The sequence below is a fragment of the Zestomonas ipomoeae genome, from assembly GCF_057128665.1.
In genome coordinates this window covers 62,144-88,676 of sequence record NZ_JBSKHQ010000016.1, presented here as the reverse complement: position 1 = coordinate 88,676, position 26,533 = coordinate 62,144, and the positions used below count along the sequence as shown (strand labels likewise).

The 26,533-nt window shown below is 68.7% G+C and carries 22 protein-coding genes; 14 read left to right on the top strand and 8 right to left on the bottom strand.

What is annotated here, in order from left to right:
• Positions 1-395: 395 nt before the first annotated feature.
• Both gspD and ACWKV7_RS17025 read right to left on the bottom strand, forming a co-directional pair.
• Positions 396-2,795, bottom strand: a complete 2,400-nt coding sequence (gene gspD / locus ACWKV7_RS17030) for a type II secretion system secretin GspD (RefSeq protein ID WP_483858880.1) — start codon at positions 2,793-2,795, stop codon at positions 396-398.
• Complete coding sequence (locus ACWKV7_RS17025) at positions 2,792-3,376, bottom strand: type II secretion system protein N (RefSeq protein WP_483858879.1); 585 nt, start codon at positions 3,374-3,376, stop codon at positions 2,792-2,794. The genes gspD and ACWKV7_RS17025 overlap by 4 nt, the downstream gene beginning before the upstream one ends.
• Positions 3,377-3,757: 381 nt before the next feature.
• Here ACWKV7_RS17025 and gspE point away from each other — a divergent pair, with 381 nt between their 5' ends.
• The 10 genes from gspE (at position 3,758) to ACWKV7_RS16975 (ending at position 14,590) form a co-directional block, all read left to right on the top strand.
• Entirely contained in the window at positions 3,758-5,281 is a 1,524-nt protein-coding gene (gene gspE, locus ACWKV7_RS17020; protein WP_483858878.1) for a type II secretion system ATPase GspE, read from the top strand.
• Positions 5,282-5,339: 58 nt separating this feature from the next.
• A complete protein-coding gene (gene xcpS / locus ACWKV7_RS17015) occupies positions 5,340-6,554 on the top strand; it encodes a GspF family T2SS innner membrane protein variant XcpS (RefSeq protein ID WP_483858877.1) in 1,215 nt (404 codons plus the stop codon).
• Positions 6,555-6,597: 43 nt separating this feature from the next.
• Entirely contained in the window at positions 6,598-6,984 is a 387-nt protein-coding gene (gene gspG / locus ACWKV7_RS17010; protein ID WP_483858917.1) for a type II secretion system major pseudopilin GspG, read from the top strand.
• Positions 6,984-7,622: a type II secretion system minor pseudopilin GspH gene (gspH, locus tag ACWKV7_RS17005; RefSeq protein ID WP_483858876.1), complete on the top strand. Its 639-nt coding sequence runs from the start codon at positions 6,984-6,986 to the stop codon at positions 7,620-7,622. Before gspG ends, gspH begins: the two co-directional genes overlap by 1 nt.
• Positions 7,619-8,068, top strand: coding sequence for a type II secretion system minor pseudopilin GspI (gspI, locus tag ACWKV7_RS17000; RefSeq protein ID WP_483858875.1), 450 nt, complete (start codon positions 7,619-7,621; stop codon positions 8,066-8,068). The genes gspH and gspI overlap by 4 nt, the downstream gene beginning before the upstream one ends.
• Entirely contained in the window at positions 8,065-8,808 is a 744-nt protein-coding gene (gene gspJ / locus ACWKV7_RS16995; protein ID WP_483858874.1) for a type II secretion system minor pseudopilin GspJ, read from the top strand. The genes gspI and gspJ overlap by 4 nt, the downstream gene beginning before the upstream one ends.
• On the top strand, positions 8,805-9,782 hold the full coding sequence (gspK, locus tag ACWKV7_RS16990) for a type II secretion system minor pseudopilin GspK (protein WP_483858873.1): 978 nt from the start codon (positions 8,805-8,807) through the stop codon (positions 9,780-9,782). Before gspJ ends, gspK begins: the two co-directional genes overlap by 4 nt.
• A gap of 5 nt (positions 9,783-9,787) precedes the next feature.
• Entirely contained in the window at positions 9,788-10,930 is a 1,143-nt protein-coding gene (gspL, locus tag ACWKV7_RS16985) for a type II secretion system protein GspL (protein WP_483858872.1), read from the top strand.
• Positions 10,931-10,942: 12 nt separating this feature from the next.
• Positions 10,943-11,455 carry a type II secretion system protein M gene (locus tag ACWKV7_RS16980; protein WP_483858916.1) on the top strand — a complete coding sequence of 171 codons (513 nt, stop codon included), beginning with the start codon at positions 10,943-10,945 and terminating at the stop codon, positions 11,453-11,455.
• 261 nt (positions 11,456-11,716) lie between these two features.
• On the top strand, positions 11,717-14,590 hold the full coding sequence (locus ACWKV7_RS16975; protein ID WP_483858915.1) for an EAL domain-containing protein: 2,874 nt from the start codon (positions 11,717-11,719) through the stop codon (positions 14,588-14,590).
• Between the two features lie 353 nt (positions 14,591-14,943).
• On the opposite strand, the gene trhP is transcribed toward ACWKV7_RS16975, so the two are convergent.
• A complete protein-coding gene (trhP, locus tag ACWKV7_RS16970) occupies positions 14,944-16,254 on the bottom strand; it encodes a prephenate-dependent tRNA uridine(34) hydroxylase TrhP (RefSeq protein WP_483858871.1) in 1,311 nt (436 codons plus the stop codon).
• Positions 16,255-16,324: 70 nt separating this feature from the next.
• Positions 16,325-17,236: an AEC family transporter gene (locus tag ACWKV7_RS16965; protein WP_483858870.1), complete on the bottom strand. Its 912-nt coding sequence runs from the start codon at positions 17,234-17,236 to the stop codon at positions 16,325-16,327.
• A 117-nt stretch (positions 17,237-17,353) separates the two neighbouring features.
• Between ACWKV7_RS16965 and ACWKV7_RS16960 the strand changes: the two genes are divergently transcribed.
• Positions 17,354-17,758, top strand: coding sequence for a GFA family protein (locus ACWKV7_RS16960; RefSeq protein ID WP_483858869.1), 405 nt, complete (start codon positions 17,354-17,356; stop codon positions 17,756-17,758).
• A 245-nt stretch (positions 17,759-18,003) separates the two neighbouring features.
• Here ACWKV7_RS16960 and ACWKV7_RS16955 read toward each other — a convergent pair whose 3' ends face one another.
• A complete protein-coding gene (locus ACWKV7_RS16955) occupies positions 18,004-19,080 on the bottom strand; it encodes an FAD-dependent oxidoreductase (protein WP_483858868.1) in 1,077 nt (358 codons plus the stop codon).
• A gap of 232 nt (positions 19,081-19,312) precedes the next feature.
• Here ACWKV7_RS16955 and ACWKV7_RS16950 point away from each other — a divergent pair, with 232 nt between their 5' ends.
• Entirely contained in the window at positions 19,313-20,260 is a 948-nt protein-coding gene (locus ACWKV7_RS16950) for a DMT family transporter (protein ID WP_483858867.1), read from the top strand.
• 156 nt (positions 20,261-20,416) lie between these two features.
• Positions 20,417-21,343 carry a LysR family transcriptional regulator gene (locus ACWKV7_RS16945; RefSeq protein ID WP_483858866.1) on the top strand — a complete coding sequence of 309 codons (927 nt, stop codon included), beginning with the start codon at positions 20,417-20,419 and terminating at the stop codon, positions 21,341-21,343.
• Between the two features lie 4 nt (positions 21,344-21,347).
• Here ACWKV7_RS16945 and ACWKV7_RS16940 read toward each other — a convergent pair whose 3' ends face one another.
• Positions 21,348-22,361 (bottom strand): AraC family transcriptional regulator, encoded by a 1,014-nt coding sequence (locus ACWKV7_RS16940; protein ID WP_483858914.1) that lies wholly within the window; start codon positions 22,359-22,361, stop codon positions 21,348-21,350.
• 112 nt (positions 22,362-22,473) lie between these two features.
• Here ACWKV7_RS16940 and ACWKV7_RS16935 point away from each other — a divergent pair, with 112 nt between their 5' ends.
• Entirely contained in the window at positions 22,474-23,559 is a 1,086-nt protein-coding gene (locus ACWKV7_RS16935; protein ID WP_483858865.1) for a fatty acid desaturase, read from the top strand.
• Here the strand turns inward: ACWKV7_RS16935 and ACWKV7_RS16930 are convergent.
• Positions 23,556-24,275: a DUF3047 domain-containing protein gene (locus tag ACWKV7_RS16930; protein ID WP_483858864.1), complete on the bottom strand. Its 720-nt coding sequence runs from the start codon at positions 24,273-24,275 to the stop codon at positions 23,556-23,558. The genes ACWKV7_RS16935 and ACWKV7_RS16930 overlap by 4 nt on opposite strands.
• A complete protein-coding gene (locus ACWKV7_RS16925; protein ID WP_483858863.1) occupies positions 24,275-26,416 on the bottom strand; it encodes an FAD-dependent oxidoreductase in 2,142 nt (713 codons plus the stop codon). Before ACWKV7_RS16925 ends, ACWKV7_RS16930 begins: the two co-directional genes overlap by 1 nt.
• Positions 26,417-26,533: the final 117 nt, after the last annotated feature.

Sequence of the window (26,533 nt, the reverse complement as noted above, 5' to 3'; positions counted from 1 at the left end):
TGCCTGATGGATTCGCTCGACCTTCGCGTTCGTGAAATGGGCGACGGGTAGATCGCCTGCGCTGTTCCCACACCGCTTTTGCGGTCGCCGCGCCAGGACTCAAGTGAAGTCGTGATCGCAGGAATTGTGCGGGCTGGGCTTCGGGAAAGAGCGCCCCTCAACCCAGCCTACCGATTGGGGCTTGTCCCATGGGTTGCGGTTGAGGAGCACAGCGACGAAGCCCAACGAGTGGATGTCATCCTGCTTCCGTGGACTCCTGCATTTGCGGAAATGGCGAGGGAGATGGGGATGGATCATCGAGCATCGACCCTCAGGTCGTCGTCGTTCCGGTCGAGAAGCCGGAACCCAGGTGGGGCATGCCTACCCGCACCTGGCCCATTCCGCCCGCCGAGGCGCTACTCGCTGATCACCCGCACCTCACGCTGAGGCAACTGGCTGGGCAGTTGCTGCGCGGCCTGTTGCGCCGCCTTGGCATCGGCGAAATCGCCATAGACCATGCGGAACCACGGCTCGCCGTTGCGCTGGGTGCGCAGCAGGCGGAGTGGCTGGCCCGGATTGCGTTCGATCAGCGCCTGCATGAACGCCTCGCTGCTACCTTCGGTCAACTGCACGAAATAGCGCTTGGCCGGCTCCTGTGCCTTGGCCGGTGCCGCCACCGGGGCGGGAGTGGCCATGGCCAGTTGCACGGGCTCGTCGCCGCCCTGGCCATTGCCCAGGGTTTCCGGCTCCACTGTCTTCGGCTTCTCCACCAGGGTGTGCGAGGGCGGCAGCGGTGCGGTCTGCACCGGCGGTGGGGTCGGCACCGGGTGCGTCTGCACCACCGGCTCCTGCGCCGGCACCGGCGCCTGGCTCTGGCGCAGGTCGATCTCCGCCGCGGGTGCCTCGTTGCGCTGGAACAGTTGCATCGGGTCGCTCGGCAGGATGCTCGGCGCGGCGTCGCGCTGGCCGCCGAGCACGCGGATGTCGCCGTATTTCTGCCGGCTCAGGGCGGCCATGGCCTCGCCGTTGCGCACCACGGTCGGACGCAGGAACACCATCAGGTTGCGCTTGACCCGGCTGTCCTGCTTGGAGCGGAACAGCCCGCCAAGCAGCGGCAGGTCGCCGAGCAGCGGCACCTTGGCGGTGCTCTTGGTGACGTCGTCCTGGATCAGGCCGCCGAGCACGATCACCTGGCCGTCGTCGGCGAGAATGGTGCTCTTGATCGAGCGCTTGTTGGTGATGATGTCGCTGACGTTGATGCCTTCCGGCGCCGGCACCAGCGAGGAGATTTCCTGTTCGATCTCCAGGCGCAGGGTGGCGCCCTCGTTGATATGCGGGGTGACCTTGAGGGTCACGCCGATGTCCTTGCGCTCGATGGTGGTGAAGGGGTTGTTGGCCCCGTCGCCGCCGGTGGTGTAGGAGCCGGTCTGGAACGGCACGTTCTGGCCGACCAGGATTTCCGCTTCCTGGTTGTCCAGGGTCAGCAGGCTCGGGGTGGACAGCAGGTTGTTCTTGGTATTGGCCGACAGCGCCGTGATCAGCGCGCCGAAGCGGCCGTTGCCGACGCCGACCAGCGCGCCGCTGGGCAGCTTGTCCGGCAGTTTGTCGTTGCTCAGCGCGCCGAGCAGCGTGCCCACCGAGAGCCCGGCGTTGTTGAAGTTGACTCCGCCGAGGCCGGCGTTGCCGTTGCCGCGCCCGTCGATGGCCCACTGCACGCCGAGGGCATCGTTGATGTCGCCGGAAATCTCGACGATGGCCGCTTCCACCAGCACCTGGCCGCGCGGCACGTCGAGCTGGCGCACGATTTCCTCGAGCATGCTCACCGTATCCGGGTCGGCGAGGATCACCAGCGCATTGAGACTCTCGTCGGCGCGGATCAGCATCTCCCGGGGCTTGGCACCGGTGCTTTCGCCGCCGGCGCTGCTGTTCTTCAGCGAGTCGCCGATTTCGCCGAGGGTTTCGGCGAGCGTCTTGGCGTCGTTGTAGCGCAGGCGGATGACGCGGGTGTTGGCCGAGCGCGAGGAGGGGATGTCCAGCGCCTGCACCAGGTTCAGCAGCTTCGCCCGGGCCTCCGGCGGACCGATCAGGATCAGCCGGTTGGTACGGCTGTCGGCGATCACCGTGGCGCTGCCCATGCCCTTGGCCTGGCCACGGGCAATGCTGTTGTTAAGCGCCTCGGCGGCGTCCTGCACCCAGCCGTAGCGCATGTCGTAGAGCGTGTAATCGCTCTGGTTGGCCTTGTCCAGGGTGCGCACGATTTCTTCGATGCGGGCGATGTTGGCCTGGCGGTCGCTGATGATCAGCGCGTTGGCCGAGGTCACCGCCGCCAGATGGCCGTACTGCGGAATCAGCGGGCGGATCAGCGGCAGCAGCTCGCTGACCGCGTGCTGCTGCACCTGGATGACTCGCGTCTCCAGAGCGTCCGGGCCGCTCAGCAGACCGTTGGGCACGCCCTCGGCCTTGGCTTCGGCGTTGGGCACGATGCGCGCCTGCTCACCCTGGGGGATCACCGAAAAGCCATGGGTGGCCATCACCGAGAGGAACAGCTGGTAAACCTCGGACAGGCTCAGCGAAGCCTGGGAAATCACGCTCACCTGGCCCTTCACCCGCGGGTCGACAACGAAGGTCTGGCCGCTGATCAGCGAGATCTGCTCGACGAAGTCACGGATGTCCGCGTCCTTCATATTGATGGTCCAGCGCTCGTCCTGCTGCTGTGCCACGGGGGCGGTGGGCTCGGCCAGGCTCGGCTGAACGCCGGCCAGGCAGCAAATGGCCAGCGCCACGGCGCGGGATAACGGCAAAAGAAGACGGCTCATGGTGTGCTCGGGGGATAGTCGGGTTCCGCCGCGTAGGAGAAGTTCTCCATCGGCGGCGGCTGGAATTCATCGGGCGCGGCATAGGGATCGACATTATCGACGATCGCCGGCACCAGCGGGTTGGAGCGACGCTGCGGGAAGTTCAGCCGCTCCTGCACGCCGTTGCGGCTGAGCAGCACGTGGTCCTTGAATACCGCCTGCACGCGCACGCCGGGGCTGACCTCGTCGCCCACGGTCAGCCGGCGTGCCCGGCCACCGGCGGGGGCGATCAACGCGGCGGCCTGCTCGGCATTCATGAAGCTGGCCAACAGCGTCAGCTGCAACGTGGTCGGCGGCGCTTCGCGACTCTGCGAAACGCCCGGCATGCCGAACAGCAACTGCAGCCGGTCCAGGGACGGCGGCGCGCTTGCCGCCAGCGTGCGCACCGGCGGGGCGACCGTGATCGGCGCCTGCATCAGCCGCCACCACTGCGCGCCCTGCCAGGCCAGGCTCAGGCCCATCAGCAGCAGGCAGAGCAGGCACAAGGCCGAGGCTAAATGCTGTTGCGACCAGCGCGTCGGGCTCCTGCCATTGGCCGGCACGGTATGCACTCCTAGGAATTATTGTTCGAGTCGAACAAAGCTGGCGCATGGCCAGCTTTGCGCGGGATGGGCAACGATACCGGCTGCACCCGCGGTACGCTGGGAACCGGTGCGCAACTGTTCAACAAACCTGGCCGCACGGATGGATTTGTGCGCTGTTTCCGCCGGCCGGCATGCCCTATTTTCCGCCGGTCGCCCTGCCGGCCGCTGCCTACCTATCGACTGGAACACCCACCGCTGTGCGCTGTCCATCACTGGTTGTGCGACTCGCTGCCCGAAAAGCCAGTTGACCCGTTTGGGCATCTGCGCTTTAAAGCGCATTCGCGGTTAGTATGTCCGCCGGTCAGGGAACCGGCCCTTCTATCTATTTGGATCTTGCCTATGTCTTCTTCCACCGAGCTTGCCGAACTGGACGCGCAGTCCGCCGCGCCGATCGGTTGGCGGCGGCTGCCGTTCGCCTTTGCCAAGCGCCACGGCGTGCTGCTGCGCGAGCTGGAGGGCCAGGTGCGGGTGTGTGCCCGCGAGGGCGCGCCGCTGATGGCGCTGCAGGAGGCGCAGCGCTTCGCCGGGACGCGGTTGGCGCTGGACTGGGTCGACGCCGAGACCTTCGACCAGGCGCTGTCGGCCACCTACCAGCACGACTCTTCCGCCGCCATGCAGATGGTTCAGGGCCTGGGCTCGGACATGGACCTGGCCAGCCTCGCCGACCAGGTGCCGGAAACCGAGGACCTGCTGGAGCAGGAGGACGATGCGCCGATCATTCGCCTGATCAACGCCATCCTCGGCGAGGCGATCAAGGAAAACGCCTCGGATATCCACGTCGAGACCTTCGAGAAGCGCCTGGTGATCCGCTTCCGCATCGACGGCGTGCTGCGCGAGGTGGTGCAGCCCAAGCGCGAGCTGGCGGCGCTGCTGGTGTCGCGGATCAAGGTGATGGCCAAGCTGGATATCGCCGAGAAGCGCGTGCCGCAGGACGGTCGCATCTCCCTGCGGGTCGGCGGCCGCGAGGTGGACATCCGTGTGTCCACCCTGCCGTCGGCCAACGGCGAGCGCGTGGTGCTGCGTCTGCTCGACAAGCAGGCCGGCCGGCTGACCCTGACCCACCTGGGCATGAGCTCGCGGGACCGCCAGCTGATGCAGGAAACCGTGCAGAAGCCCCACGGCATCATTCTCGTCACCGGCCCCACCGGTTCCGGTAAGACCACCACGCTGTACGCCAGCCTGGTAACCCTCAACAACGGCTCGCGCAACATCCTCACCGTCGAGGACCCCATCGAATACCATCTGGAAGGCATCGGCCAGACCCAGGTCAACACCAAGGTCGACATGACCTTCGCCCGCGGCCTGCGCGCCATCCTGCGCCAGGACCCGGACGTGGTGATGGTCGGCGAGATCCGCGACCAGGAAACCGCCGAGATCGCCGTGCAGGCCTCGCTCACCGGTCACCTGGTGCTCTCAACCCTGCACACCAACAGCGCCATCGGCGCGGTCACCCGTCTGGTGGACATGGGTGTCGAGCCGTTCCTGCTGTCCTCCTCGCTGCTTGGCGTGCTCGCCCAGCGCCTGGTACGCGTGCTCTGCCCGGCCTGCAAGCAGCCGTACCTGGCCGACGCGGCGGAATGCAAGATGCTCAACATCGAGCCCGAGGCGCCGCCGCCGACCCTCTACCACGCCAAGGGTTGCGACGAGTGCCGGCAACTCGGCTATCGCGGCCGGACCGGTATCTATGAACTGGTGGTGTTCGATGACCCGATGCGCACGCTGATCCACAACCGTGCCTCGGAACAGGAAATGACCCGCCACGCGCGCCTGCTCGGGCCGAGCATTCGCGACGATGGCATGCGCAAGGTCCGCGAAGGGGTCACGACCCTGGAAGAAGTGCTGCGGGTAACCAGGGAGGAATGAACATGCGGCACCTTCGAATGGCCCGGCAATGCCGTGAGTTGCCAGGCGTGGTTCGCTGATGGCGGCGTTCGAATACATCGCCCTCGACGCCAAGGGGCGCCAGCACAAGGGCCTGCTCGAAGCCGACAGCCCGCGCCAGGCGCGCCAATTGCTACGGGAAAAACAGTGGTCGCCGCTGGAGGTGAAGCAGGCCAAGGCCCGCGAGGAGCGTGGCACGGGTGGCTTCAGCTTCGGCCATGGCTTGTCCGCCCGCGACCTGGCGCTGGTGACCCGGCAACTGGCGACCCTGGTGCAGGCGGCGCTGCCGATCGAGGAGGCGCTGCGCGCCGCCGCCGCGCAATCCACCTCGCAGAAGATCAAGTCCATGCTGCTCGCCGTGCGCGCGCGGGTGATGGAAGGCCATAGCCTGGCGGCGGCGCTGAAGGAATATCCCTCGGCCTTCCCCGAGCTGTACCGCGCCACGGTGGCGGCGGGCGAGCATGCCGGCCACCTCGGCCTGGTGCTCGACCAACTGGCCGACTACACCGAACAGCGCCAGCAGTCGCGGCAGAAGATCCAGTTGGCGCTGCTCTATCCGATCATCCTGATGGTCGCCTCGCTGACCATCGTCGGCTTCCTGCTCGGCTACGTGGTGCCGGACGTGGTCAAGGTGTTCGTCAACACCGGCCAGGAGCTGCCGGGGCTGACCAGCGGGCTGATCGCCCTCAGCGACTTCGTCAAGGCCTGGGGCTGGCTGGTGGTGCTGGCGATCATCGCCGCCGTGCTGGGTATGCGCGTGGCGCTGCGCGATGAGACCCTGCGGCGCAAGTGGCACGCGTTCATCCTGCGCATTCCGCTGGTGGGCCGGCTGGCCCGGGCGACCAACACGGCGCGCTTCGCCTCGACCCTGGCGATCCTTTCGCGCAGCGGCGTGCCGCTGGTGGAAGCGCTGTCCATCGCCTCGGCGGTGATTTCCAACCTGCGCATCCGCGACAAGGTGGTGGAGGCGGCGCAGAAGGTGCGCGAGGGCAGCAGCCTGACCCGGGCGCTGGACGCCACCAAGGAATTTCCGCCGATGATGCTGCACATGATCGCCAGCGGAGAAAAATCCGGCGAACTGGATCAGATGCTGGCCCGCACCGCGCGCAACCAGGAAAGCGACCTGGGCGCACAGATCGCCTTGCTGGTGGGCCTGTTCGAGCCGTTCATGCTGGTCTTCATGGGCGCGGTGGTACTGGTGATCGTGCTGGCGATCCTGCTGCCGATCCTTTCTCTTAACCAATTGGTGGGGTAAACGAGTGAAACAACGTCAAGCAGGCTTCACGCTGATCGAAATCATGGTGGTGGTGGTCATCCTCGGCATTCTCGCCGCGCTGGTGGTGCCGCAGGTCATGAACCGCCCGGACCAGGCCAAGGTCACGGTGGCCAAGGGCGACATCAACGCCATCTCCGCCGCCCTGGACATGTACAAGCTGGACAACGGCAGCTACCCGAGCACCCAGCAGGGGCTGGAAGCACTGGTGAAGAAGCCCTCCGGCAACCCGCAGCCGCGCAACTGGAACAAGGACGGCTATCTCAAGCGCCTGCCGGTCGATCCGTGGGGCAACCCCTACCAGTACCTCGCGCCGGGCACCCACGGGGCTTTCGACCTGTACTCGCTGGGCGCCGACGGCAAGGAAGGCGGCAGCGATACCGCCAGCGACATCGGTAACTGGGAAGGCTGATGCGCGCACCGCTGGTAGCGACGTTCGGCGCCCTGCTGCATAGACGCCCGGCCCTGGCGCCGCGCCGGCTGCACGGCTTCACGCTGATCGAGCTGCTGGTGGTGCTGGTCATTCTCGGCGTGCTGGTCAGCCTGGCGGTACTGTCCACCGGCAACTCCAGCGCGACCCGCGAAATGCGCGACGAAGCGCAGCGGCTGGCGGCGCTGATCGGCGTGCTCGCCGACGAGGCGGTGCTGGACAACCGCGAGTACGGCCTGCTGATTCGTCCGGAAAGCTACCGCGTGCTCGCCTACGACGAGAGCGACGGACGCTGGACACCTGCCAGCGGACAGAAGGAACACCGCCTGCCGACCTGGGCGCGCCTGGACCTCGAACTGGACGGCGAGCCGCTGAAGCTGGCGGCACCGGTCAGGGACGAGGAAGAGGACCAGCCCGGCCTGAGCAATCGCGGCGAAAAGAAATCCAGCGAAGACAAACCGAAGAAACTGCCGGAACCGCAGTTGCTGATCCTCTCCAGCGGCGAGCTGTCGCCGTTTCGCCTGACCATCGGCGAGCGCGGCAGCAAGGGCGCCGCCTATGAGCTGGTCAGCGATGGCTTCCAGCTGCCCAGGGCCGAGCCGGCCAAGGAGCGCAAATGAGCGCCGTAGGAGCGGGCCACGCCCCCGAAACGGCGCGCCCCTTGGCAGCCACGTCGCCCGCCCGCGTGGGGGGCTTCACCCTGCTGGAGGTACTGGTGGCGCTGGCGATCTTCGCCACCGTCGCCGCCGTGGTGCTGACCTCCGCCGGCCGCAGCCTCAACAACGCCATGCGTCTGGAGGAAAAGACCCTGGCCGGCTGGATCGCCGACAACCATATCACCGAGTTGCAGCTGACCCAGCCGACCCCCAGCCCCGGCCGCGACGACGACGAGCTGGAGTACGCCGGACGTCGCTGGGAAATCCAGACCGAGATCGAGGCCACCAGCGACCCGGCCATGCGCCGCGTCACCGTATGGGTGGCGCCGCGTCCTGAGCGCGGCCGGGGCGCGCCGCCGCGCGAGCGCGCCGCCATCAGCCTGACCGGCTTCCTCGGGGTGCGCCAATGAGCCGTGCACAGAGACAGCGCGGCTTCACCCTGCTGGAGCTGCTGATCGCCATCGCCATCTTCGCCCTGCTTGGCCTGGGCACCTACCGCATGCTCGACAGCGTGCTGCGCAGCGACGAGGCCACGCGCAGCCAGGAGCAGATCCTGCGCGAACTGGCGCGGGCGTTCTGGAGCCTGGAGCGCGACGTACTGCAGGCCAGTCCGCGGGCGGTGCGCGATGGCTACGGCGACGAGCGCCCGGTGTTTCTCGGCGAAAGCAAGGCGCTGGATGGCAGCGCAGCCTTCGAACTGACCCGCAGCGGCTGGCGCAACCCGACCGGGGTGCAGCGCTCGCAGTTGCAGCGGGTGCGCTGGCGGCTGGCCGGCAATACCCTGGAGCGGGTCTACTGGGTGGTGCTGGACCCGGCGGTGGACAGCCAGCCACGGGTGCAGAAAGTGCTCGACGACATCGTCGGCCTGGAACTGCGCTATCTCGACAAGAACGGCACCTGGCACGACGACTGGCCGGTGCAGGGCAATCGCGATGCCGGCGCCGAGGACGGCGGCCTGCCGCAAGCGCTGGAACTGACCCTGGAACACCGCCGCTACGGCAAGCTGGTGCGCCTGCTGCGGCTGCCCGACGAGCCGGAAGCCAGCCAGACCGGCGACATCCCCAATCTGGACGATCCGAACAATCCGGACCAGCCCGAGCAGCCGCCCGCCGAGCCGCCCATCGAAACACCCGGGGGGACCAAGCCATGAGCCGCCGACAGCGCGGCGTGGCGCTGATCACCGTGCTGCTGGTGGTGGCCATCGTCACCGTGGTCTGCGCCGGGCTGATCGCCCGCCAGCAACTGGCGATCCGCGCCACCGCCAACCAGATCGACGCACGCCAGGCGATGCACTACGCCCTCGGCGGCGAGGTGCTGGCCGGCGGCATCCTGCAACGCGACCTCAAGGCGCCGGGCAGCAACCCGCAGCAGCCGGTCGACCACCTGCAGGAACCCTGGGCCAAGCCGCTGCCGGTCTTCCCCATCGAGCAGGGCGAGATCGCCGTGCGCATCGAGGACCTGTCCGGGCGCTTCAACCTCAACAGCCTGGTGCGCGGCGAGCAGGTCAACCAGCCGGCGCTGGAGCGTTTCCGTCGCCTGCTGCGGCACCTGGAGATCGACCAGCCCTACGCAGAACGCCTGGTCGACTGGCTCGACGGTAACCAGGAACCCAGCGGCGAATACGGCGCAGAGGACAACCAGTACCTGCTGCTCGATCCGCCCTATCGCCCGGCCAACGGGCCGATGACCGACGTTTCCGAGCTGCGCCTGCTGCTCGGCATGCGCGACGAGGATTACCGCAAGCTGCTGCCCTACGTCAGCGCCCTGCCGGCCGACGCCAAGCTCAATGTGAACACCGCCAGCGCCATGGTGCTCGCCACCCTCGCCGAGGGGCTCACGCCGGGATCGGCGCAGGCACTGGTGGCCGGGCGCGGCAAGGAAGGCTACAAGGACGTGCAGACCTTCATGAGCCAGCCGGCGCTGGCCGGCACCGGCATGAAGAGCGACGGCCTGGCCGTCGGCAGCCAGTATTTCCAGGTCGTCAGCGACGTGCAGGTGGTCGACCGCCACCAGGTGCTGACCAGCACCCTGCAACGCGACAGCAAGGGCACGGTGCACATCGTGCAGCGCAACCTCGGCCAGCCGGCGCTACGACCTGCGGCAACGAAAAATAAAGAAGGATGACCTCCATGGACTGCCTGTTCCTACCGCCTGACGGCGGCCCCGCCCTCGACACCGAGCGCCCGCTGTACTGGCTGCCGAGCGAAGGCCCGGGGGCCTGGCTGACGCTGGCCGATTGCGCCGCCGCCGCCCACGGTCGCGAGATTGCCCTGGTGCTGCCAGCCGAAGTCTGCAGCGCTTTCGCCGTCGCCCTGCCGACGCAGAAGGAGCGCTGGCTGCGTCAGGCGTTGCCTTACGCGGTGGAAGAACTGCTGGCCGAGGACGTCGAACAACTGCATCTGGCTCTGGGCGAGCGCCTGGAGGACGGCCGCTACCGGGTCATCGCCGTGCGCCGCGACCTGCTGGCCGGCTGGCTGCGCCAGTTGCAGGCGGCCGGGCTGGCGGTCGGCGCCATCCATATGGACGCCGACCTGCTGCCGCGCGAGGACACCCAGTTATTGATCCTGGAAGAGCGCGGCCTGCTCGGCGGCGCCGACGAGACGCGCATGGCCTTCGCCGCCGCCGCCTGGCCGGAACTGGCCAGCCAGTGCCCAGCGCCGGTCCACGGCCATGGCCGCAGTGCCCGGGCGCCGGTGTCGCTCGATGGCTACCAGCAACTGGACGAACCGCGCCGATTGCTGGCCGAGGGCCGCAGCCACGCCGTGGACCTGGCCCAGGGCGAGTTCGCCGTGCAGAGCGAAGGGGGCGGCTGGTCCGCCTGGAAGCCGCTGCTGGCGGTGGCCGGCCTGTGGCTGCTGCTGCAGTTCGGCTTCAACCTGGCCCAGGGTTGGTACCTGCAATTCCAGGGCGACCAGTACGCCGCCGCCAGCGAGGCGCTGTACAAGGAGCTGTTCCCCCAGGACACCCGCATCGTCAACCTGCGCGCGCAGTTCGACGAGCACCTGTCCCAGGGGGCCAGCGCCGACAGCGGGCGCTTCCTGCAATTGCTCGACCAGGCCGCCGGCGCGCTGGGCGCCACGCCGACGCTGTCGGTGCTGCAGCTGGACTACAGCGAGAGTCGCGGCGACCTGGCCATGCAGGTGCGCGCGTCCGACTTCGCCGAACTGGAGCAGCTGCGCAAGCGCCTCAGCGAAGCCGGGCTGGCGGTCCAGCTTGGCTCGGCCAACCGGGAAGAAGACGGCGTGACCGCCCGTGTCGTGATAGGAAGCTAAGCCATGTCGGCCCTGATGACCCTCAAACAGCAAGTCCTCACCCGCGCCGCCGGCTCGCCGCTGGGCCAGCGCTGGCAGCAACTGCCGCCGCGCGACCGTCTGGCCCTCGGCCTGCTTGGCGCCTTCGTGCTGCTCGCGCTGCTTTACCTGATGCTCTGGCAGCCGGTCGCCCGCCACGTCGGCGACGCCCGCGCCTATTACCAGCAGCAACGCGAGCTGCACGCCTATCTCCAGGCCAATGCCGACCTGGCCCGCCAGCAGGCGGCCCAGCCGCAGGTCAACCTCGCCCCGGAACAGTTGCAGGGCCTGGTCACCCAGAGCGCCAAGGAGCATGGCCTGACCGTCGAGCGTTTCGACAGCGACGGCGAGGGCCTGCTGGTGAGCCTCACCCAGGCGCCGTTCGCCAACCTGCTGCGCTGGTTCAGCGAGCTGCAGAGTCAGGGCGTGCGCCTGAGCGAAGTCAGCCTCGACCGCGGCGAGAACGGCAAGGTGGATGCCCGCGTCACCATGAAGACCGGCGGCTGACCGCCGCACCAGGACGGCGCGGCGGCGATATACCGCCCGCCGCGATAGCGCCGCCTGCTAGCGGCCCATCAGGCGCGTTGATCCGGGGGCGTCCCCGGTTACTGCGCAACCCTTGCCGGCAGGCTCTTTGCCGGCTTTTCCCACCGAAAGAACGGGTGACCACTGGGCAATTGGCCATGATCCAGGCTTGGAGCGACTGCGCGCCGGCGGTTAAGCTGCGTCAACGTGAAGTCGCTCACATACAAGAACAGCCAACGACGCATGACCACCGCCCCCGCCGCCGATTCTTCCGCGCAGGCCGCCGACGCTCGGCAGACCGTCGAGCGCTATGCCACGGACATCGCCGCCGAGCGCACCCGGCTGCTCTACCAGGGCTCGCGTCTGCCCACCCTGCTGATGTTGCTCAACGGCCTGGCCTGCACCGTGCTGCTATGGGGCCCGCAACATCGCCTGCTGCTGAGCGTCTGGATGGTCTGGCTGGTGCTGCTGGCGGTGTTGCGCCTGATCCAGGTGGCGGCCTTCCATGCCGCGCGGCCCTCGCAACAGGCCAATCCACGCTGGCGGCATGCCTTCCTGCTGGGCTCCGGCGCGTCGGGCCTGACCCTGGCCTTCGCCGCCATCGCGCTGGTGCCGGCCGATGCCTTCCTGCAGCAGGCCCTGCTCTACGGGCTGATCGCCGCGGCGATCCTGTCGGCCAGCGTCGCCTACGCGGTCAGTCGCGCGGCCTTCCTGTCCTTCGCGCTGCCCTGCCTGCTGCCGACCCTCGGCTACCTGTTGGCCAGCGAGCAGCCCTTGCAGCGTGGCTGGGGCGTGCTCGGGCTGATCCTGTTCGTCGCGCTGCTGGTGGTGGCCTGGCAGGTCAACCGGCTGGTGCAGCGCAGCCTGCTGCAACGCTTCCAGAACCAGGCGCTGATCGAACACCTGGAGCACGCCAAGGCCCAGGCCGAGGGCCTCAACCAGGAACTGGCGCGCGAGGTGGAGCAGCGCCGCCGTGCCGAACGCGAGCTGCGCCAGGCCCATGACGAGCTGGAGATGCGCGTGGCCCAGCGCACCCTGGAGCTGGATGCCGCCAGCCACGCCCTGAGCAAGAGCGAGGCGCGCCTGGCCCTGGCCCTGGAGGCCAGCGAGCTGGGGCTATGGGACTGGGACCTGGTGACCGACGAGGTGCACCACAGCCATCTGCAGGAAATCTTCGGCCTCGAGCAGGCGCAGGTGCGCGGCGTGCTCACCCACCTCAAACCGCGCCTGCACCCGGAAGACCTGCCGTTGCTGCGCCGGGCACTGGTCGAGCACATGAAGGGCAAGAGCGACGGCTACCAGGTCGAGTACCGCATCCGCCACACCGACGGCCACTGGGTATGGGTCGAGGACCGTGGCCGCGCGGTGGAGCGCGACGAACAGGGCCGCGTGCTGCGCATGCTCGGCACGCGGCGCGATATCAGCGCCTGGAAGCGTCGCGAGGAGGAACAGCGGCTGGCCGCCACGGTGTTCGAGGCGGCCAGCGAGGGCATCGTCATCCTCGACCCGGACTACCTGCTGCTGGCCGTCAACGAGGCGTTCAGCCAGGTGACCGGCTATCGCCAGGAAGACGTCATCGGCCGCAGCGTCGCCACCCTCATCGGCAGCCGCGAGGCGCGCCGCCAGTACCAGCTGATCCGCCAGGAGCTGGAGCAGCACGACCGCTGGCAGGGCGAGCTGATGGAGACGCGCAAGAACGGCGAACTCTACCCCCAGTGGCTGCAACTCAACGTGGTGCGCAATTCACGCGGACAGGTCAGCCACATCGTGGGGTTCTTCGCCGACCTCTCGGCACGCCGGGAGGCCGAGGAGCGCCTGCGCTACCTCTCCCACTACGATGAACTGACCGGCCTGGCCAATCGCGTACTGTTCAAGGAGCGCCTGCACGAGGCCAGCCAGCGCTCGCGGCAGAGCGGCCGCAGCATGGCCCTGCTGCACATCGACCTGGATCGCTTCAAGCTGCTCAACGACAGCCTCGGGCACGAGGTGGCGGATCAGTTGCTGCGGCAGATGGCGCGCCGCATGACCCAGGCGGTGCCGGAGGCCGACACCCTGGCACGGCTCTCCGGCGACGAGTTCGCGGTGATCCTCGATGGCTACGGCAGCCTTTCCAGCCTGGCACGTCTGGCCAGCCGCCTGCTCGCCAAGCTGCGCGTGCCGATGACGGTCGGCGGCCATGAACTGGTGGTCAGCGCCTCGCTGGGCATCAGCCTGCTGCCGGACAACGCCCGCGAGATATCCACCCTGATCATCCAGGCCAACATGGCCACCCAGCATGCCAAGCACCTCGGAGGGAACACCTTCCAGTTCTTCACCGACAACCTGCAGGCCTGCACCCTGGAGCGCCTGCAACTGGAGAACCAGCTGCGCAAGGCGATCGACGAGGGCCAACTGGAGGTCTATTACCAGCCTAAGCTGCGCCTGGCCGACGACAGCCTGGACGCGGCCGAGGCGCTGGTGCGCTGGCGCCACCCGGTGCTCGGCCTGGTGCCGCCGGGCGACTTCATCGGCCTGGCCGAGGAAACCGGTCTGATCGGCCCGATTGGCGAGTTCGTCCTGCGCCAGGCCTGCCAACAGGCGTGCGACTGGCAGCGCGAGGGACTGGCGGAGATTCGCGTATCGGTCAACCTGTCGGTACACCAGCTGCGGCAGGGCAACCTCACCAGCCTGGTGCGCCAGGTGCTGGAGGAAACCGGGCTGTCGCCGCGCCTGCTGGAACTGGAGCTGACCGAGAGCCAGTTGCTGGACAACGTCGAGAGCGTGATCAGCACCTTCCACCAACTGCGCGCGCTGGGCGTCAAGCTGGCGATCGACGATTTCGGCACCGGCTATTCCTCGCTCAGCTACCTCAAGCGCTTTCCGGTGGACTACGTGAAGATCGACCAGTCGTTCATTCGCGATGTCTCGGCCGGCGGCGAGGACGCCGCCATCACCCGTGCGATTATCGCCATGGCCCATAGCCTGGAGCTCAAGGTGGTCGCCGAGGGTGTCGAGACCCAGGCGCAGATGGACTTCCTCAAGGCGCAGCGCTGCGACGAAATCCAGGGCTATCTGATCAGCCCGCCGGTGCAGGCGCATCACTTCGCCGAGCTGCTCAAGGAGCAGGCGGCGGTCTAGCGGGCGCGGGCAGGCGGTGGCCCGCAACGCCGCGATCGGCCCGCCACGCGGCTGCTCCGCACCGGCCTGGTGAAAAGCGACCGGCCGATGCTGACAGGCGCCAAGCGCCAGCAGGAAAAGCAACAGCAGCGCCCGCAGCGGCGTGCCATGTGGCGTGGTGGTTTCGTTGGGCTTCGTCGCTACGCTCCTCAACCGCAACCTAGGGGTGTGGGAAAGAAGCACCCGCAGGGGGACGAAGAGGGTCGGATGGGCCATTACGGCGGGCCTCCTGGGTCACGCATCGGGCCCTTATGGAGGACCGCTGGGCTTGCAGAAGCAAGCCCGTTAGACCGGCGGCCTGCTTGCCTGCCTGCTTACCCCGCGATGACGTCGCGCATCAGCAGCCCATAGTCCAGCGGCATTTCCGGCAGCGGCAGGTAGACCACATGACCGTCGCCCGGCGCCACGTCGAGGCGCCGGCCCTGGCGGTCTTCCAGGGCCTCCAGGCGCAGGTCGAGGTTGCCCTGCGGGGTCATCAGCTCCAGGCGGTCGCCGACCGCGAAGCGGTTCTTCACCCGCACTTCGGCCAGGCCGTTGCGTCGTTCGCCGGTCAGTTCGCCGACGAACTGCTGGCGTTCGATCTGCGAGCTGCCGTGCTGGTAGTTCTGGTACTCGTCGTGCACGTGGCGGCGCAGGAAGCCCTCGGTGTAGCCGCGGTTGGCCAGGGACTCGAGCACGTCCATCAGGCCGCGGTCGAACGGCTTGCCGGCCAGTGCATCGTCGATGGCCCGGCGGTAGACCTGGGCGGTGCGCGCCACGTAGTAGTGGGACTTGGTGCGGCCCTCGATCTTCAGCGAGTGCACGCCCATGGCCACCAGCCGCGGCACGTGCTGCACGGCGCGCAGGTCCTTGGAATTCATGATGTAGGTGCCGTGCTCGTCCTCGTGGGCGGCCAGGTAGTCGCCGGGGCGACTGCCGTCTTCCAGCAGGAACACTTCGTCGGTCGGCGCGCCCAGGCCGAGGGTCGGCTCGACCTGGCGCACGATCTCGCCCAACTCGTTCTCCTGCGCGCCGTGGGCCTGGTACTGCCAGCGGCAGGCGTTGGTGCAGGTGCCCTGGTTGGGGTCGCGGCGGTTGATGTAGCCAGACAGCAGGCAACGCCCGGAGTAGGCCATGCACAGTGCGCCGTGGACGAACACCTCCAGCTCCATGCCCGGCACGCGCTGGCGGATTTCCTCGATCTCCTCCAGCGACAGCTCGCGGGAGAGGATCACCCGGCTCAGCCCCTGGCGTCGCCAGAACTCGACGCTGGCCCAGTTCACCGCGTTGGCCTGTACCGACAGGTGGATCGGCATCTGCGGGAAATGCTCGCGCACCAGCATGATCAGCCCGGGATCGGACATGATCAGCGCGTCCGGGCGCATCTCCACCACCGGCGCCAGATCGTCGACGAAGGTCCTCAGCTTGGCATTGTGCGGCGCGATGTTGGCCACCACGTAGAACTGCTTGCCCTGGGCATGGGCCTCGGCGATGCCCTGGGCGAGGTTGGCGTGGTCGAACTCGTTGTTGCGCACCCGCAGGCTGTAGCGCGGCTGCCCGGCATAGACGGCGTCTGCGCCGTAGGCGAAGGCATAGCGCATGGACTTGAGGGTGCCGGAGGGAGAAAGCAGTTCGGGGCGGTGCATGGCGCGCTCGGGGCAATGGGACGTGCGCGCGATTCTAGGCAGCCCCTGGCGGGCGGGCATTGACCTGGGTCTATGCGGCGCCCAGCAGCCCCATGACCAGCGGCAGGCTGGCCGCCGCCAGCAACGTCTGCAGCGTGATGATGCCCGCCATCAGGTGGCTGTCGCCGCCGAGCTGGCGGGTCAGCACATAGGCGGTGGGTGCCGTCGGCAGGGCGAAGAACAGCACCAGCAGGCTGCTTTCCAGCGCCGGCAGATGCAGCGCCCAGGCTACGGCGACAGCCAGCGCCGGCATGGCCAGCAGGCGCAGGGCGCAGTTCCAGGCGAGCGCACCGACCTCGCCGGACAGCTCCTGCGGGCGCAGCGCGGCGCCGACGCAGAGCAGGCCCAGCGGCAGGCTGGCGGCGGCCAGCAGGCCGAGCAGGCGATCCGTGCCGCCGGGCAGGCCGAGGCCGGATAGGTTCACCAGCGCGCCGGCCAGGCAGGCCAGGATCAGCGGGTTCCGGGCAATCGGCAGCAGCAGCGAGCGGGCGTTCACCCCGCGCTCGGCGGTCAACGCCCAGACCGACATCACGTTCACCGTCGGCACCATCAGCGCCAGCATCAGTGCCGCCAGGGTCAGGCCCTGCTGGCCGAACAGGCTGCCGACGGCGGCCAGGCCGAGGTAGGTGTTGAAGCGCAGCAGGCCCTGGGTGATGGCGCCGAAGCGGGCCGCCGACCAGCCGCACAGGCGCCTGGCGAGGAGCAGGGCAGCCCACGCCAGGCCTAGGCCGAGCAGCACTGCCAGGGCCAGGCGCGGCAGCGCGGGGTTGTCCAGCGGCGCCTGGGCCAGGCTGCTGAACAGCAGGGCCGGGAACAGGACGAAGTAGTTCAGGCGCTCGGCGCCGGGCCAGAAAGCCTCGCTGGGAAAGGCCCAGCGGCGCAGCAGGTAGCCGCCGACGATCAGGGCGAACAACGGCCAGAGGGCCAGCAACAGCACGGTCACGGGGGTACTCGAACAGGCGGGGACGGGCCATCTTCGGCAGTCCCGTGCGGTCGCGCAAGTGCGGCGTAAAGGGAGAGACGTTGCTACCGTGTTCGGGGTCGCCGAGAGGAAAGTCCAATGCCCGATACCCATACTGGCGGTTGCCACTGCGGCCGCCTGCGCTACCAGTTCCGTGCGCCGTTGCGGGACATCGCCCATTGCCACTGCTCGATCTGCCGGCGTACCAGCGGCGGCATCGTCGTCACCTGGATCACCGTGCCGCGCCAGGCCTTCCAGTGGACCGCCGGCACGCCGCGCGAGCATGCCTCGTCGGCCAGTTGCACGCGCTATTTCTGTGGCGATTGCGGCGCACAACTGGCGCTGCTCACCCGCCTGAGCCCGGACAGCCTGGATGTCACCGTGGCCACCCTGGACCACCCGGAGCAGGCGCCGGCGGACCGCCATATCTGGATCGCCAACCGCTTGCCCTGGCTCACGCTGGACCCGCACCTGCCGGAAGAAGCCGGCGAGCACATCGACTAGGCGGCCTGGGGAAGAGCGTTGCTCTATCGGCGATAGTCAGGCACCGATGCCGCTGCCGGGTCGGCACAAGATGAGGCGGGAAGACGAGGCTTGTCCCGTGCGAATTCGTTGGGCTTCGTCGCTGCGCTCCTCAACCGCAACCTACGCGGGCCTGGGGCAGGCGGTGCGGTGCTTGCCGGGTTCCGGTAGGTTGTGGTTGGGCGCAGCGAAGCCCAACGGAGCGGCAGTGTGTTGGTTTCGCTGGGCTAAGCCGGCCGTTGGTGGCGATGTACGAAGCTGCGGTCAAGGTAGTCCTTCCAGTAGCCGAATACGCGCCCACCGGCCGTCCAGTGGCCCCAGGCGAGCAGCGCGCCGCCGTCGCCGGTGGCCAGCAAGGCCAGGCTGCGCCGCTGCGGGCGATAGGCCTGCAGTGGCCGGTCGCGCAGTGCCGCCTCCAGGTTGGCGGCCAACACCGGACCCTGGCGGACAGCATAGACGCCGCTCTTCGCCGTACCTGGCAGGCTGGCGCAATCGCCGCTGGCGAATACCTGCGGATGGGTGTGGCTGCGCAACTGCGCGTCGATGCGCACGAAGCCTGCGGCATCACCTGCCAGGCCGCTGTCGGCCAGCCACGGCCAGGCCGCTGCGCCGCTGGCCAGCAGCAGCCGTTGGCCATGCCAGACCGCCTCGTTGTCGCTGAGCAAGCGGTCTTCGTCGATGCGGGTTATCGGGCAATGCTCGCGAACCTGGACCCCGCGCCGGGCCAGATGGCCGAGGGCGCGCAGGCGCAGGCCCGGGGCTTGCCCGACGAGCAGCGGGCCGGCGCAGAACAGGGATAGCTGCGGCACCTGGCCGGCCAGCGCCAGGGCCAGTTCGACGCCCGCCGGCCCGCCGCCGAGGATCGCCAGGCGCTTGGGCTGCTCGCGCCAGCCTTGCCAGCCGGCGAGGAACTCGGCGAAGGGTTTGACCGCCAAAACCTGCATGGCCTCGCCGCGGCGCTCGGGAGCGGCAACCCGCGCGCCGACATTCAGCGACAGCCAGGTGGCGCGCCGCTCGCTGCCATCGGCCAGGCGCAGCTGGCCGGCATCGGCGTCCAGCGATTGCACCGTGCCGATCGAGAGTTCGACGCCGGCCGCGCGGCACAGCGGGGCCAGGTCGATGCGGCATTGGGCGGAGGCGTAACGGCCGGCCAGCAGGCCCGGCAGCATGCCGGAGTACCAGGCCGCAGGGCCTGGGCTGAGCAGGCCGATGCGTCCCGGCGGGCGTTTGCCGACAGCCCAGCGGCGCAAGACGCCGAGATGGCTATGGCCGGCGCCGACCAGCAACAGGTCGAAGGCGGTCATTGCGGGCATCGGCAAGCGGGCCGGGAGCGAAGAGTCATGCAGGCACTCGCGAAGGCGGCCACACGGCGGGCCGCGAAGGCGTAACCATGCCGTGGCGCCGGGCGGCTGTCGAGGGCAGCGTTCGCGCGGCGTGGCGATTCGCATTTTTTCGAAGGGCCCCTGGGGTTTTTGATTTGGCCGCCGTCCCAGGGCTGCGCGCTAATGGAGTCAATCCCGTTGTCTGGAGTCGTTCATGTCCTCGCTCGATCAATCCCTGTCGAATACCCGCAGTCGCCTGTCGGGGCTGCGTGCGCACCTGTCCATGCTGCTCTGGGCCTGGCTGGTGGCCGCCGCGTTCTTCGCCGCCGCCGAGATCGACCCGGCGGTCGACGCATTGCCGCTCAGCGGCGTGCGCCTGCTGCTCTCGGCGCTGCTGTTCCTGCCTCTGCTGCTGGGGCGTGCCGAGGGCCTGCCGCGCGGCCGGGCGCTGGCCGGGCATGCGCTGCTCGGCCTGCTGCTGGCGCTGTACTTCGCCAGCCTGTTCGAGGCGCTGAAGTACACCTCGGCACTGAATACCGCGCTGCTGTTCCTCAGCGTGCCGTTGCTCAGCCTGGCCTTCGAGGCCGGCCTGCTGCGTCGCGGCGATGCCCTGGCGCGGTTGCTGCCGACGCTGCTGGCGGCCGGCGGTGCGCTCTGGCTGGTGCTGCAGCGACCGGCCGGAGACGCTTCGCTGGAGGCCTACCCGCTGCTGATCTTCATCGGCGGCTGCCTGGCGATGGCGCTATACACGCCGCTCAGCCACTGGTTCGGCGAGCATTGGGGCGTCGCCCGCGAGCCTGCGCGGGCGACCTGCTGCAACCTGCTGTTCGGCGCGCTGTTCCTCGGCCTGTTCAGCCTGCCTGGCGGCCGCTGGCGCAGCCTTGGCCTGCTGGAGGCGAGGGACCTGGCCTGGCTCGGCTTCCTCGCGCTGTTTGGCACCCTGGCCACCTTCTGGCTGCTGCATCGCGCGGCACGGCGCATCGCCCCGGCCACGCTGCTCGCCTACAGCTACCTGAGCACCCTGTTCGCGCTGCTGATCCAGGCCGGCCTGAGCCACCAATTGCCGCCGGCCCACAGCTGGCCGGGCGCCGCGGCCATCGTCGCCGGCCTGCTCTGGCTGGCCTGGCGCGCGACCCCGCGCACGGCGTTGAACAACGCCTAGGTGTCTGCTTTCGCGCCGAGAATGGCGCGGACCTTGCTGCGGAAGCGGCGGGTTCCATCCGCCCTTCGTGGATTGCTGCCAGGTGTCTGGCAAGTTTTGCGCGGTCACCGGACGATCCGGCATAGTCGGCGCGGTCACTCGCCGCGGAACCTCCCCATGCTGCTTGCCAACGCCTTGCGCAAAGTCGATCTCCAGGACCTGCTGGTGTTTCTCGAGGTGTTCGAGCGGCAGAACCTCGGCGACGCCGGCGAGGCGCTCAACCTCAGCCCGTCGACCCTCAGCTACTGCCTGAAGAAGCTGCGCACGGCCTTCGCCGACGAGTTGTTCATCGTCACCCGCCAGGGCATGCAGCCGACGCGAAAGGCCCTGGCCATGCGGCCGCTGGTGCGCGAGGCGCTGGAGCGCCTGAATGCCTGCCTGGAGGTGGCCAGCGAGTTCGATCCAGGCTGTCTCCAGCGCAGCTTCAGGATCTGCGCGCCGGAGTATTTCGAGCTGCTGATCCTGCCGACGCTGCTGCGCCGGCTGCAGCGCGACGGCCACGCCATCGGCCTGGAGGTCAGCCGCCTCGGCCGCGACATCCCGTTGCAGGCGTTGCTCGATGGCGAGCTGGACCTGGCCCTGGGGTTCGGCCCGCACCTGCACCGCGCCTCCGTCGAGCTGCACAGCCAGACGCTGCTGCATGACGAGCTGCTCTGCGTGCAGGATGCGGCGCAACCGCCGCTGGCCGACCTCGATGCGTTCTGCGCGCGCCGCCATGTGTTCCCCACGCCCTGGGACTCCGAACGCAACATGATCGACGGTTGGCTGCAGCAGCAGGGTCGTTCGCGGCGCCTGGCGGCGCGGGCCAACAGCTATGTGGCGGCGTTGCAACTGATTCCCGGCAGCGACCTGCTGCTGATGCTGCCCACCCGCGTGCATGCGCTGCTCGGCGATGAGCGTACCCGTGCCTGCCCGGTGCCGCCGCCGGGCCTGCCGGCCTTCACCCTGGACATGCTCTGGGGCCTGCCGTTCGACCAGGACCCGGCGAACATCTGGCTGCGCGAGCAGTTGCTCAGCGTCTGCGCCGAACTGGAGGCGAGCTGAGCCCTCAGCCGCGCCGCAGCGTTTCGCGGTACTGGCTGGGCGTCTGCCCGGTCCAGCGCTTGAAGGCGCGGCTGAAGCTGCTGGTGTCGGCAAAGCCGAGCAGGTAGGCGATCTCGCTGATCGAACAGTGGGGGTCGCCCATGTGCCGCAGGGCCAGGGTCTGGCGGGTGTCGTTGAGCAATTCCTCGTAGCGGGTGCCCTCGTCGGCGAGGTGCCGCTGCAGGCTGCGCAGGCTCAGGTGCAGCGCGCTGGCGACCCCTGCGGCGCTGGGCTCGCCGTTGGGCAACCGGGCCTCCAGGTAGGCGCGTACCCGGCGTTGCCAGGTCGGCGGTTGCAGCTGTTCGAGGGTGCGCTGCAGCACCGCTTCGTTGTGCCGGGCCAGTTCCGGGTTGGCATCTTCCAGCGGACGGTCGAAATCGGCGCGGGCGAACCGCAGCAGTGTCTCCTCGGCGCCGAAGTGCAGCGGCGCGCGGAACACCTGGTGCCAGGGTTCGGGGTCGGCCGGCGGCGGTCGCCCCAGGTGCACCGCCAGCGGCGCGTAGTCGCGACCCAGGCGGTTGCGACAGGTGCGCACGTAGATCGCGGCGAAAGCATCCACCGCCTCCGGGGCCAGCGCCAACCCGCCCGGCGGTACGCGCAGGTGGAACTCGTAGTACTCGCCGACCCGGCACAGCGCCAGTTCGGAGGCATCGCTGACCACCCGGTAGTAGCGCACCGTGCGCTCGAACACCTCGCGCAGGCTGGCGCTGGCGCTCAGGGCATAGCCGAGGGCGTGGAAGGTGGTCGGGCCGACGTAGTGCGAGACCTTCAGCCCCAGCGCCGGGTCGCCGCTGGCCTGCACCGCCAGTTGCCACAGGCGGGTGGTGGCCGACAGCGGGTAGCGCGCGTTGGGGTCGTCCATCAGTGCCGGGTCGAGTCCGGCGTCCCGGCACAGCGCGCTGCTGTCCAGGCCGAGGGCATCGAGCTGCCGGCGCAGGGCGCGGGTCCAGCTGGCGAGGGTGGTCGGTTCGGCGCTCATGATCTTGGCGTGTCCGGTCAACAGGTTGGCGTCCTGGGTCGGGCCGCCTGGGGCGTGGCCATGCACAGTAACGGGACCCGGCGGTGCACGACGACCACAAGAGGATGCGAGCATGACCCAACCCCCCGCAAGTCGCGAGCCACTGAATGACCAGCAGCGATCGGCGCATATTCGCCAGGTGGTGATGGCCCACGGCGAGGAACTGCGTCGTCGCTACCCGCTGCTGCGGCACCAGGACGCCCTCGGCGCCGGCATCCTGGCCTTTGCCCTGGCCGGCATGGGCGGCGCCGCCGCGCTCTACCTGAACGGCGTGATCGCCTGGTGGGCCTGCCTGCTGGCCAATGCCTTCTTCGCCTCGCTGACCCACGAGCTGGAGCACGACCTGCTGCACTCAATGTACTTCCGCAAACGCCGGGTGCCGCACAACCTGATGCTGGCGCTGGTCTGGCTGGCGCGACCGAGCACCATCAACCCGTGGATTCGCCGCCACCTGCACCTCAACCACCACAAGGTGTCCGGCACCGAGGCGGACATGGAGGAGCGCGCCATCACCAACGGCGAGCCCTGGGGCCTGGCGCGCCTGCTGATGGTCGGCGACAACGTGATGTCCGCGCTGATCCGCCTGCTGCGGGCGAAAAGCTGGGCGCACAAGCGCGCCATCCTCCGGCGCACCCTGCGGGTCTACGCGCCGCTGGCGCTACTCAACTGGAGCACCTGGTACCTGTTCCTCGGCTTTCACCTGCTCGACGTCGTCGCCGGTGCCATGGGTGCGCCGATTGCCTGGTCGGCGACCACGCTGCAGGTCATGCAGCTGGTGGACATCGCCGTGGTGGTGTTGGTCGGCCCCAACGTGCTGCGCACCTTCTGCCTGCACTTCGTCAGTTCCAACATGCACTACTACGGCGACGTCGAGCCGGGCAACGTGATCCAGCAGACCCAGGTGCTCAACCCCTGGTGGCTATGGCCGCTGCAGGCGTTCTGCTTCAACTTCGGCAGCACCCATGCGATCCATCACTTCGTGGTCAAGGAGCCGTTCTACATTCGCCAGCTGACCGCGCCGCTGGCACACCGGGTAATGCGCGAGATGGGCGTGCGCTTCAACGACTTCGGCACCTTCGCCCGTGCCAATCGCTGGTCCCGTGGCGAGCCCGAGGCGGCGGCTGGACGGCGCCCAGGTCGCCTGAGTCCGGCTGGCTAGGGCTGGGCCAGCTGCAGGCGCGGCGCCGCGAAAGAGCTGTCGACCGATTCGCCGGTGTTGTCGCTGTCGGCGGCGAAGACCACGCCGAGAATGCGCCGCGGCGCGCTGCCGAAGGCGGCGATGGCGTCCGCGCGCAGGTCGCGATCCTCGCCGAGCCATTGCCCGAGCGGTGCCTCCGGGCCGCGCAGCACATGCATCTCCACGGTTTCGGTATAGGCGCTGCGGGCGTGGCTGCCGGGTGGCTGGCGGTTGTCCCAGACGTAGCTGAGAGTCGCCGCCGGCAGGTCCGGGTCGAAGAAGGCGCGCGCCAGGCGCAGCTTCTGCCGGGTGACGAAGGGCAGCGTATCGAGCGGATAGTCGAGCAGCACATAGACCCGTGCGGCATAGTCGTCGCCCTCGCGGGTGGCGAAGCGCGCCTTGTCGAGTGCGCGTTCGGTGCGCCATTGCCAGCTAAACCGCCAGGGCCGGTCACCCGGTAGATCGAGCGGATGCAGCAGGCCGCCGGCCGCCGCGTCGGCTTCGATATGCAGCACCTTGCGGCCGTCCTGCTCGGCCAGGCTGCGTACCGGCGGATCGATCTTGGCGATATCCACCGGCCGCCAGGGTATCGACCACTGCCCGGTGGGCGAGCCGAATGTCCAGGGTGCCAGCTGGTTGTCCGCTTGGGCGCCGTGGGCCAGCGCCATCAGCAGCAGTGCAAGCGACAGGCCGCGCATCAGCCGCGCCGCCAGGCGTGGAAGCGCTCGACCAGGCGCAGCAAGCCCTGCGGTGCATGGGCGCGCTTCCATTCGCCGGCCGCGTACTTGTTTGCCTCGGCCATAGTCGGGTAGCTGTGAATGGTGCCGAGGATCTTGTTCAGGCCCAGCCCATGCTTCATCGCCAGCACGTATTCGGCGAGCAGTTCGCCGGCGTGTTCGCCAACGATGGTCGCGCCGAGAATGCGGTCCTTACCCGGCACGGTCAGCACCTTCACATGGCCGTGGGCGGCCTCGTCGGCAATCGCCCGGTCGAGGTCGTCGATGCCGTAGCGAGTCACTTCATAGGCGATGCCCTGCGCCTGGGCTTCGCCTTCGGACAGGCCGACCCGCGCCACCTCGGGGTCGGTGAAGGTGCAGGCAGGGATCACCCGGTAGTCGACCTTGAAGCGCTTGAACGGTGCGAATAGCGCGTTGACCGCGGCGTACCAGGCCTGGTGCGCGGCGACGTGGGTGAACTGGTAGGGGCCGGTGACATCGCCGACGGCATAGATATTGGGGAAGCGCGTGGCCAGGTATTCGTCGGTGTCCAGGGTGCCGTTGGCGCGCAGGGCCAGGCCCAGTTCCTCGATACCGTAGCCGCTGACGTTGGCCACCCGGCCGAGCGCCAGCAGCAGGCAATCGAAGGCGATGGTCACCTCTTCGCCGCTATCGACACGGCGCGCCACCATGCGCTGCTCGCCGTCGATCAACTCGAAGCGCTCGGCCCTGTGCCGCAGGCGCACATCCACGCCATCGGCGCGCAGGCTGGCGAGCACCAGCTCACTGGCGTCGGCGTCCTCGCGGGGCAGCAGGCGCTCGGCCAGCTCGACCTGGATCACCTGGCTGCCGAGGCGCTGGAACGCCTGGGCCAGCTCGCAGCCGATCGGCCCGCCGCCGAGCACCAGCAGCCAGCGCGGCTGCTCGCGCAGGCTCCAGATATCGTCCGAGGTGAAACTGCGCACCAGCTCCAGGCCGGGGATCTTCGGCACCAGCGGGCGCGCCCCGGCGGCGATGATCAGATTGCGGCTGGTCAGCGCCTGGCCGTTCACCTCCACGGTCCAGGGCGAAAGGATTCTCGCCTCGCCCTGGATCACCTCGACGCCCAGATCGGTATAGCGCTCGACCGAGTCATGCGGCTCGATATCGGCGATCACCTGCTGGATGCGCCGCATCACCGCAGGGAAATCCACCTCGCCACGCACGCCGGTGAAACCCAGGGCCGGGCCCTTCTTCAATTCGTTGGCCAGCTTGGCCGAACGCAGCAGCGCCTTGGACGGCACGCAGCCGGTGTTCAGGCAGTCGCCACCCATGCGGTGCTTCTCGATCAGGCTGACCTTGGCCTTGACCGCCGCCGCGATATACGCGCTGACCAGGCCGCCAGCGCCGGCGCCGATCACCAGCAAATTGCGATCGAACCTCCTGGGCTTGTGCCAGCCGGCATACACCCGCCGCGCCTTGATCAGGTCCAGCAGCTTGCGCGCAATCAGCGGGAACACCCCGAGCAGGACGAAGGCGCCGAGCAGACCGGGTGACAGGATGCCGCCAAGCGAATCGAGCTGGCCCAGCTCACGGCCGGCATTTACGTAGACCAGGGTGCCCGGCAGCATGCCGAGCTGGCTGACCCACCAGTAGGTGCGCAGCGGCAGGCGGGTCAGGCCCATCGCCAGGTTGATCAGGAAGAACGGAAACACCGGCACCAGGCGCAGGGCAAACAGGTAGAACGCGCCTTCGCGCTCGACGCCGGCGTCGATCCCCGCCAGGCGCTGGCCGAAGCGCGCCTGCACCCAGTCGCGCAACAGGAAGCGGCTGCTGAGCATGGCCAGGGTCGCACCCAGGGTGGAGGCAAACGAAACCAGCACGAAGCCTTCGAACAGGCCGAACAGCGCGCCGGCCAGCAGGGTCATCAGCGCCGCACCGGGCAGCGACAGCGCGGTGACCGCGACATAGGCGAGGAAGAACGCCCCGGCCGCCAGCCAGGGGTGCGCGGCGACCTGGGCATCCAGCGCGGCCTGTTGTGCCTTGAGCGCTTGCAGGTTCAGGTACTGGCCGAGGTCGAAGACGAAGAAGGCACCGACCAGCAGCGCGATCAGGCCAAACAGAAGCAGTTTGCGCGGGTTCATGGGCGTTCTCGGTTCCTCAACAAAAGGGGCCGCGTCGCGGCGCTCGTGGTCGGGCTGCATATCCGCCCGGCAGTGTAGGTTGGCGTCGAGCGCAGCGAAGCCCAACAAAGAGCCCGC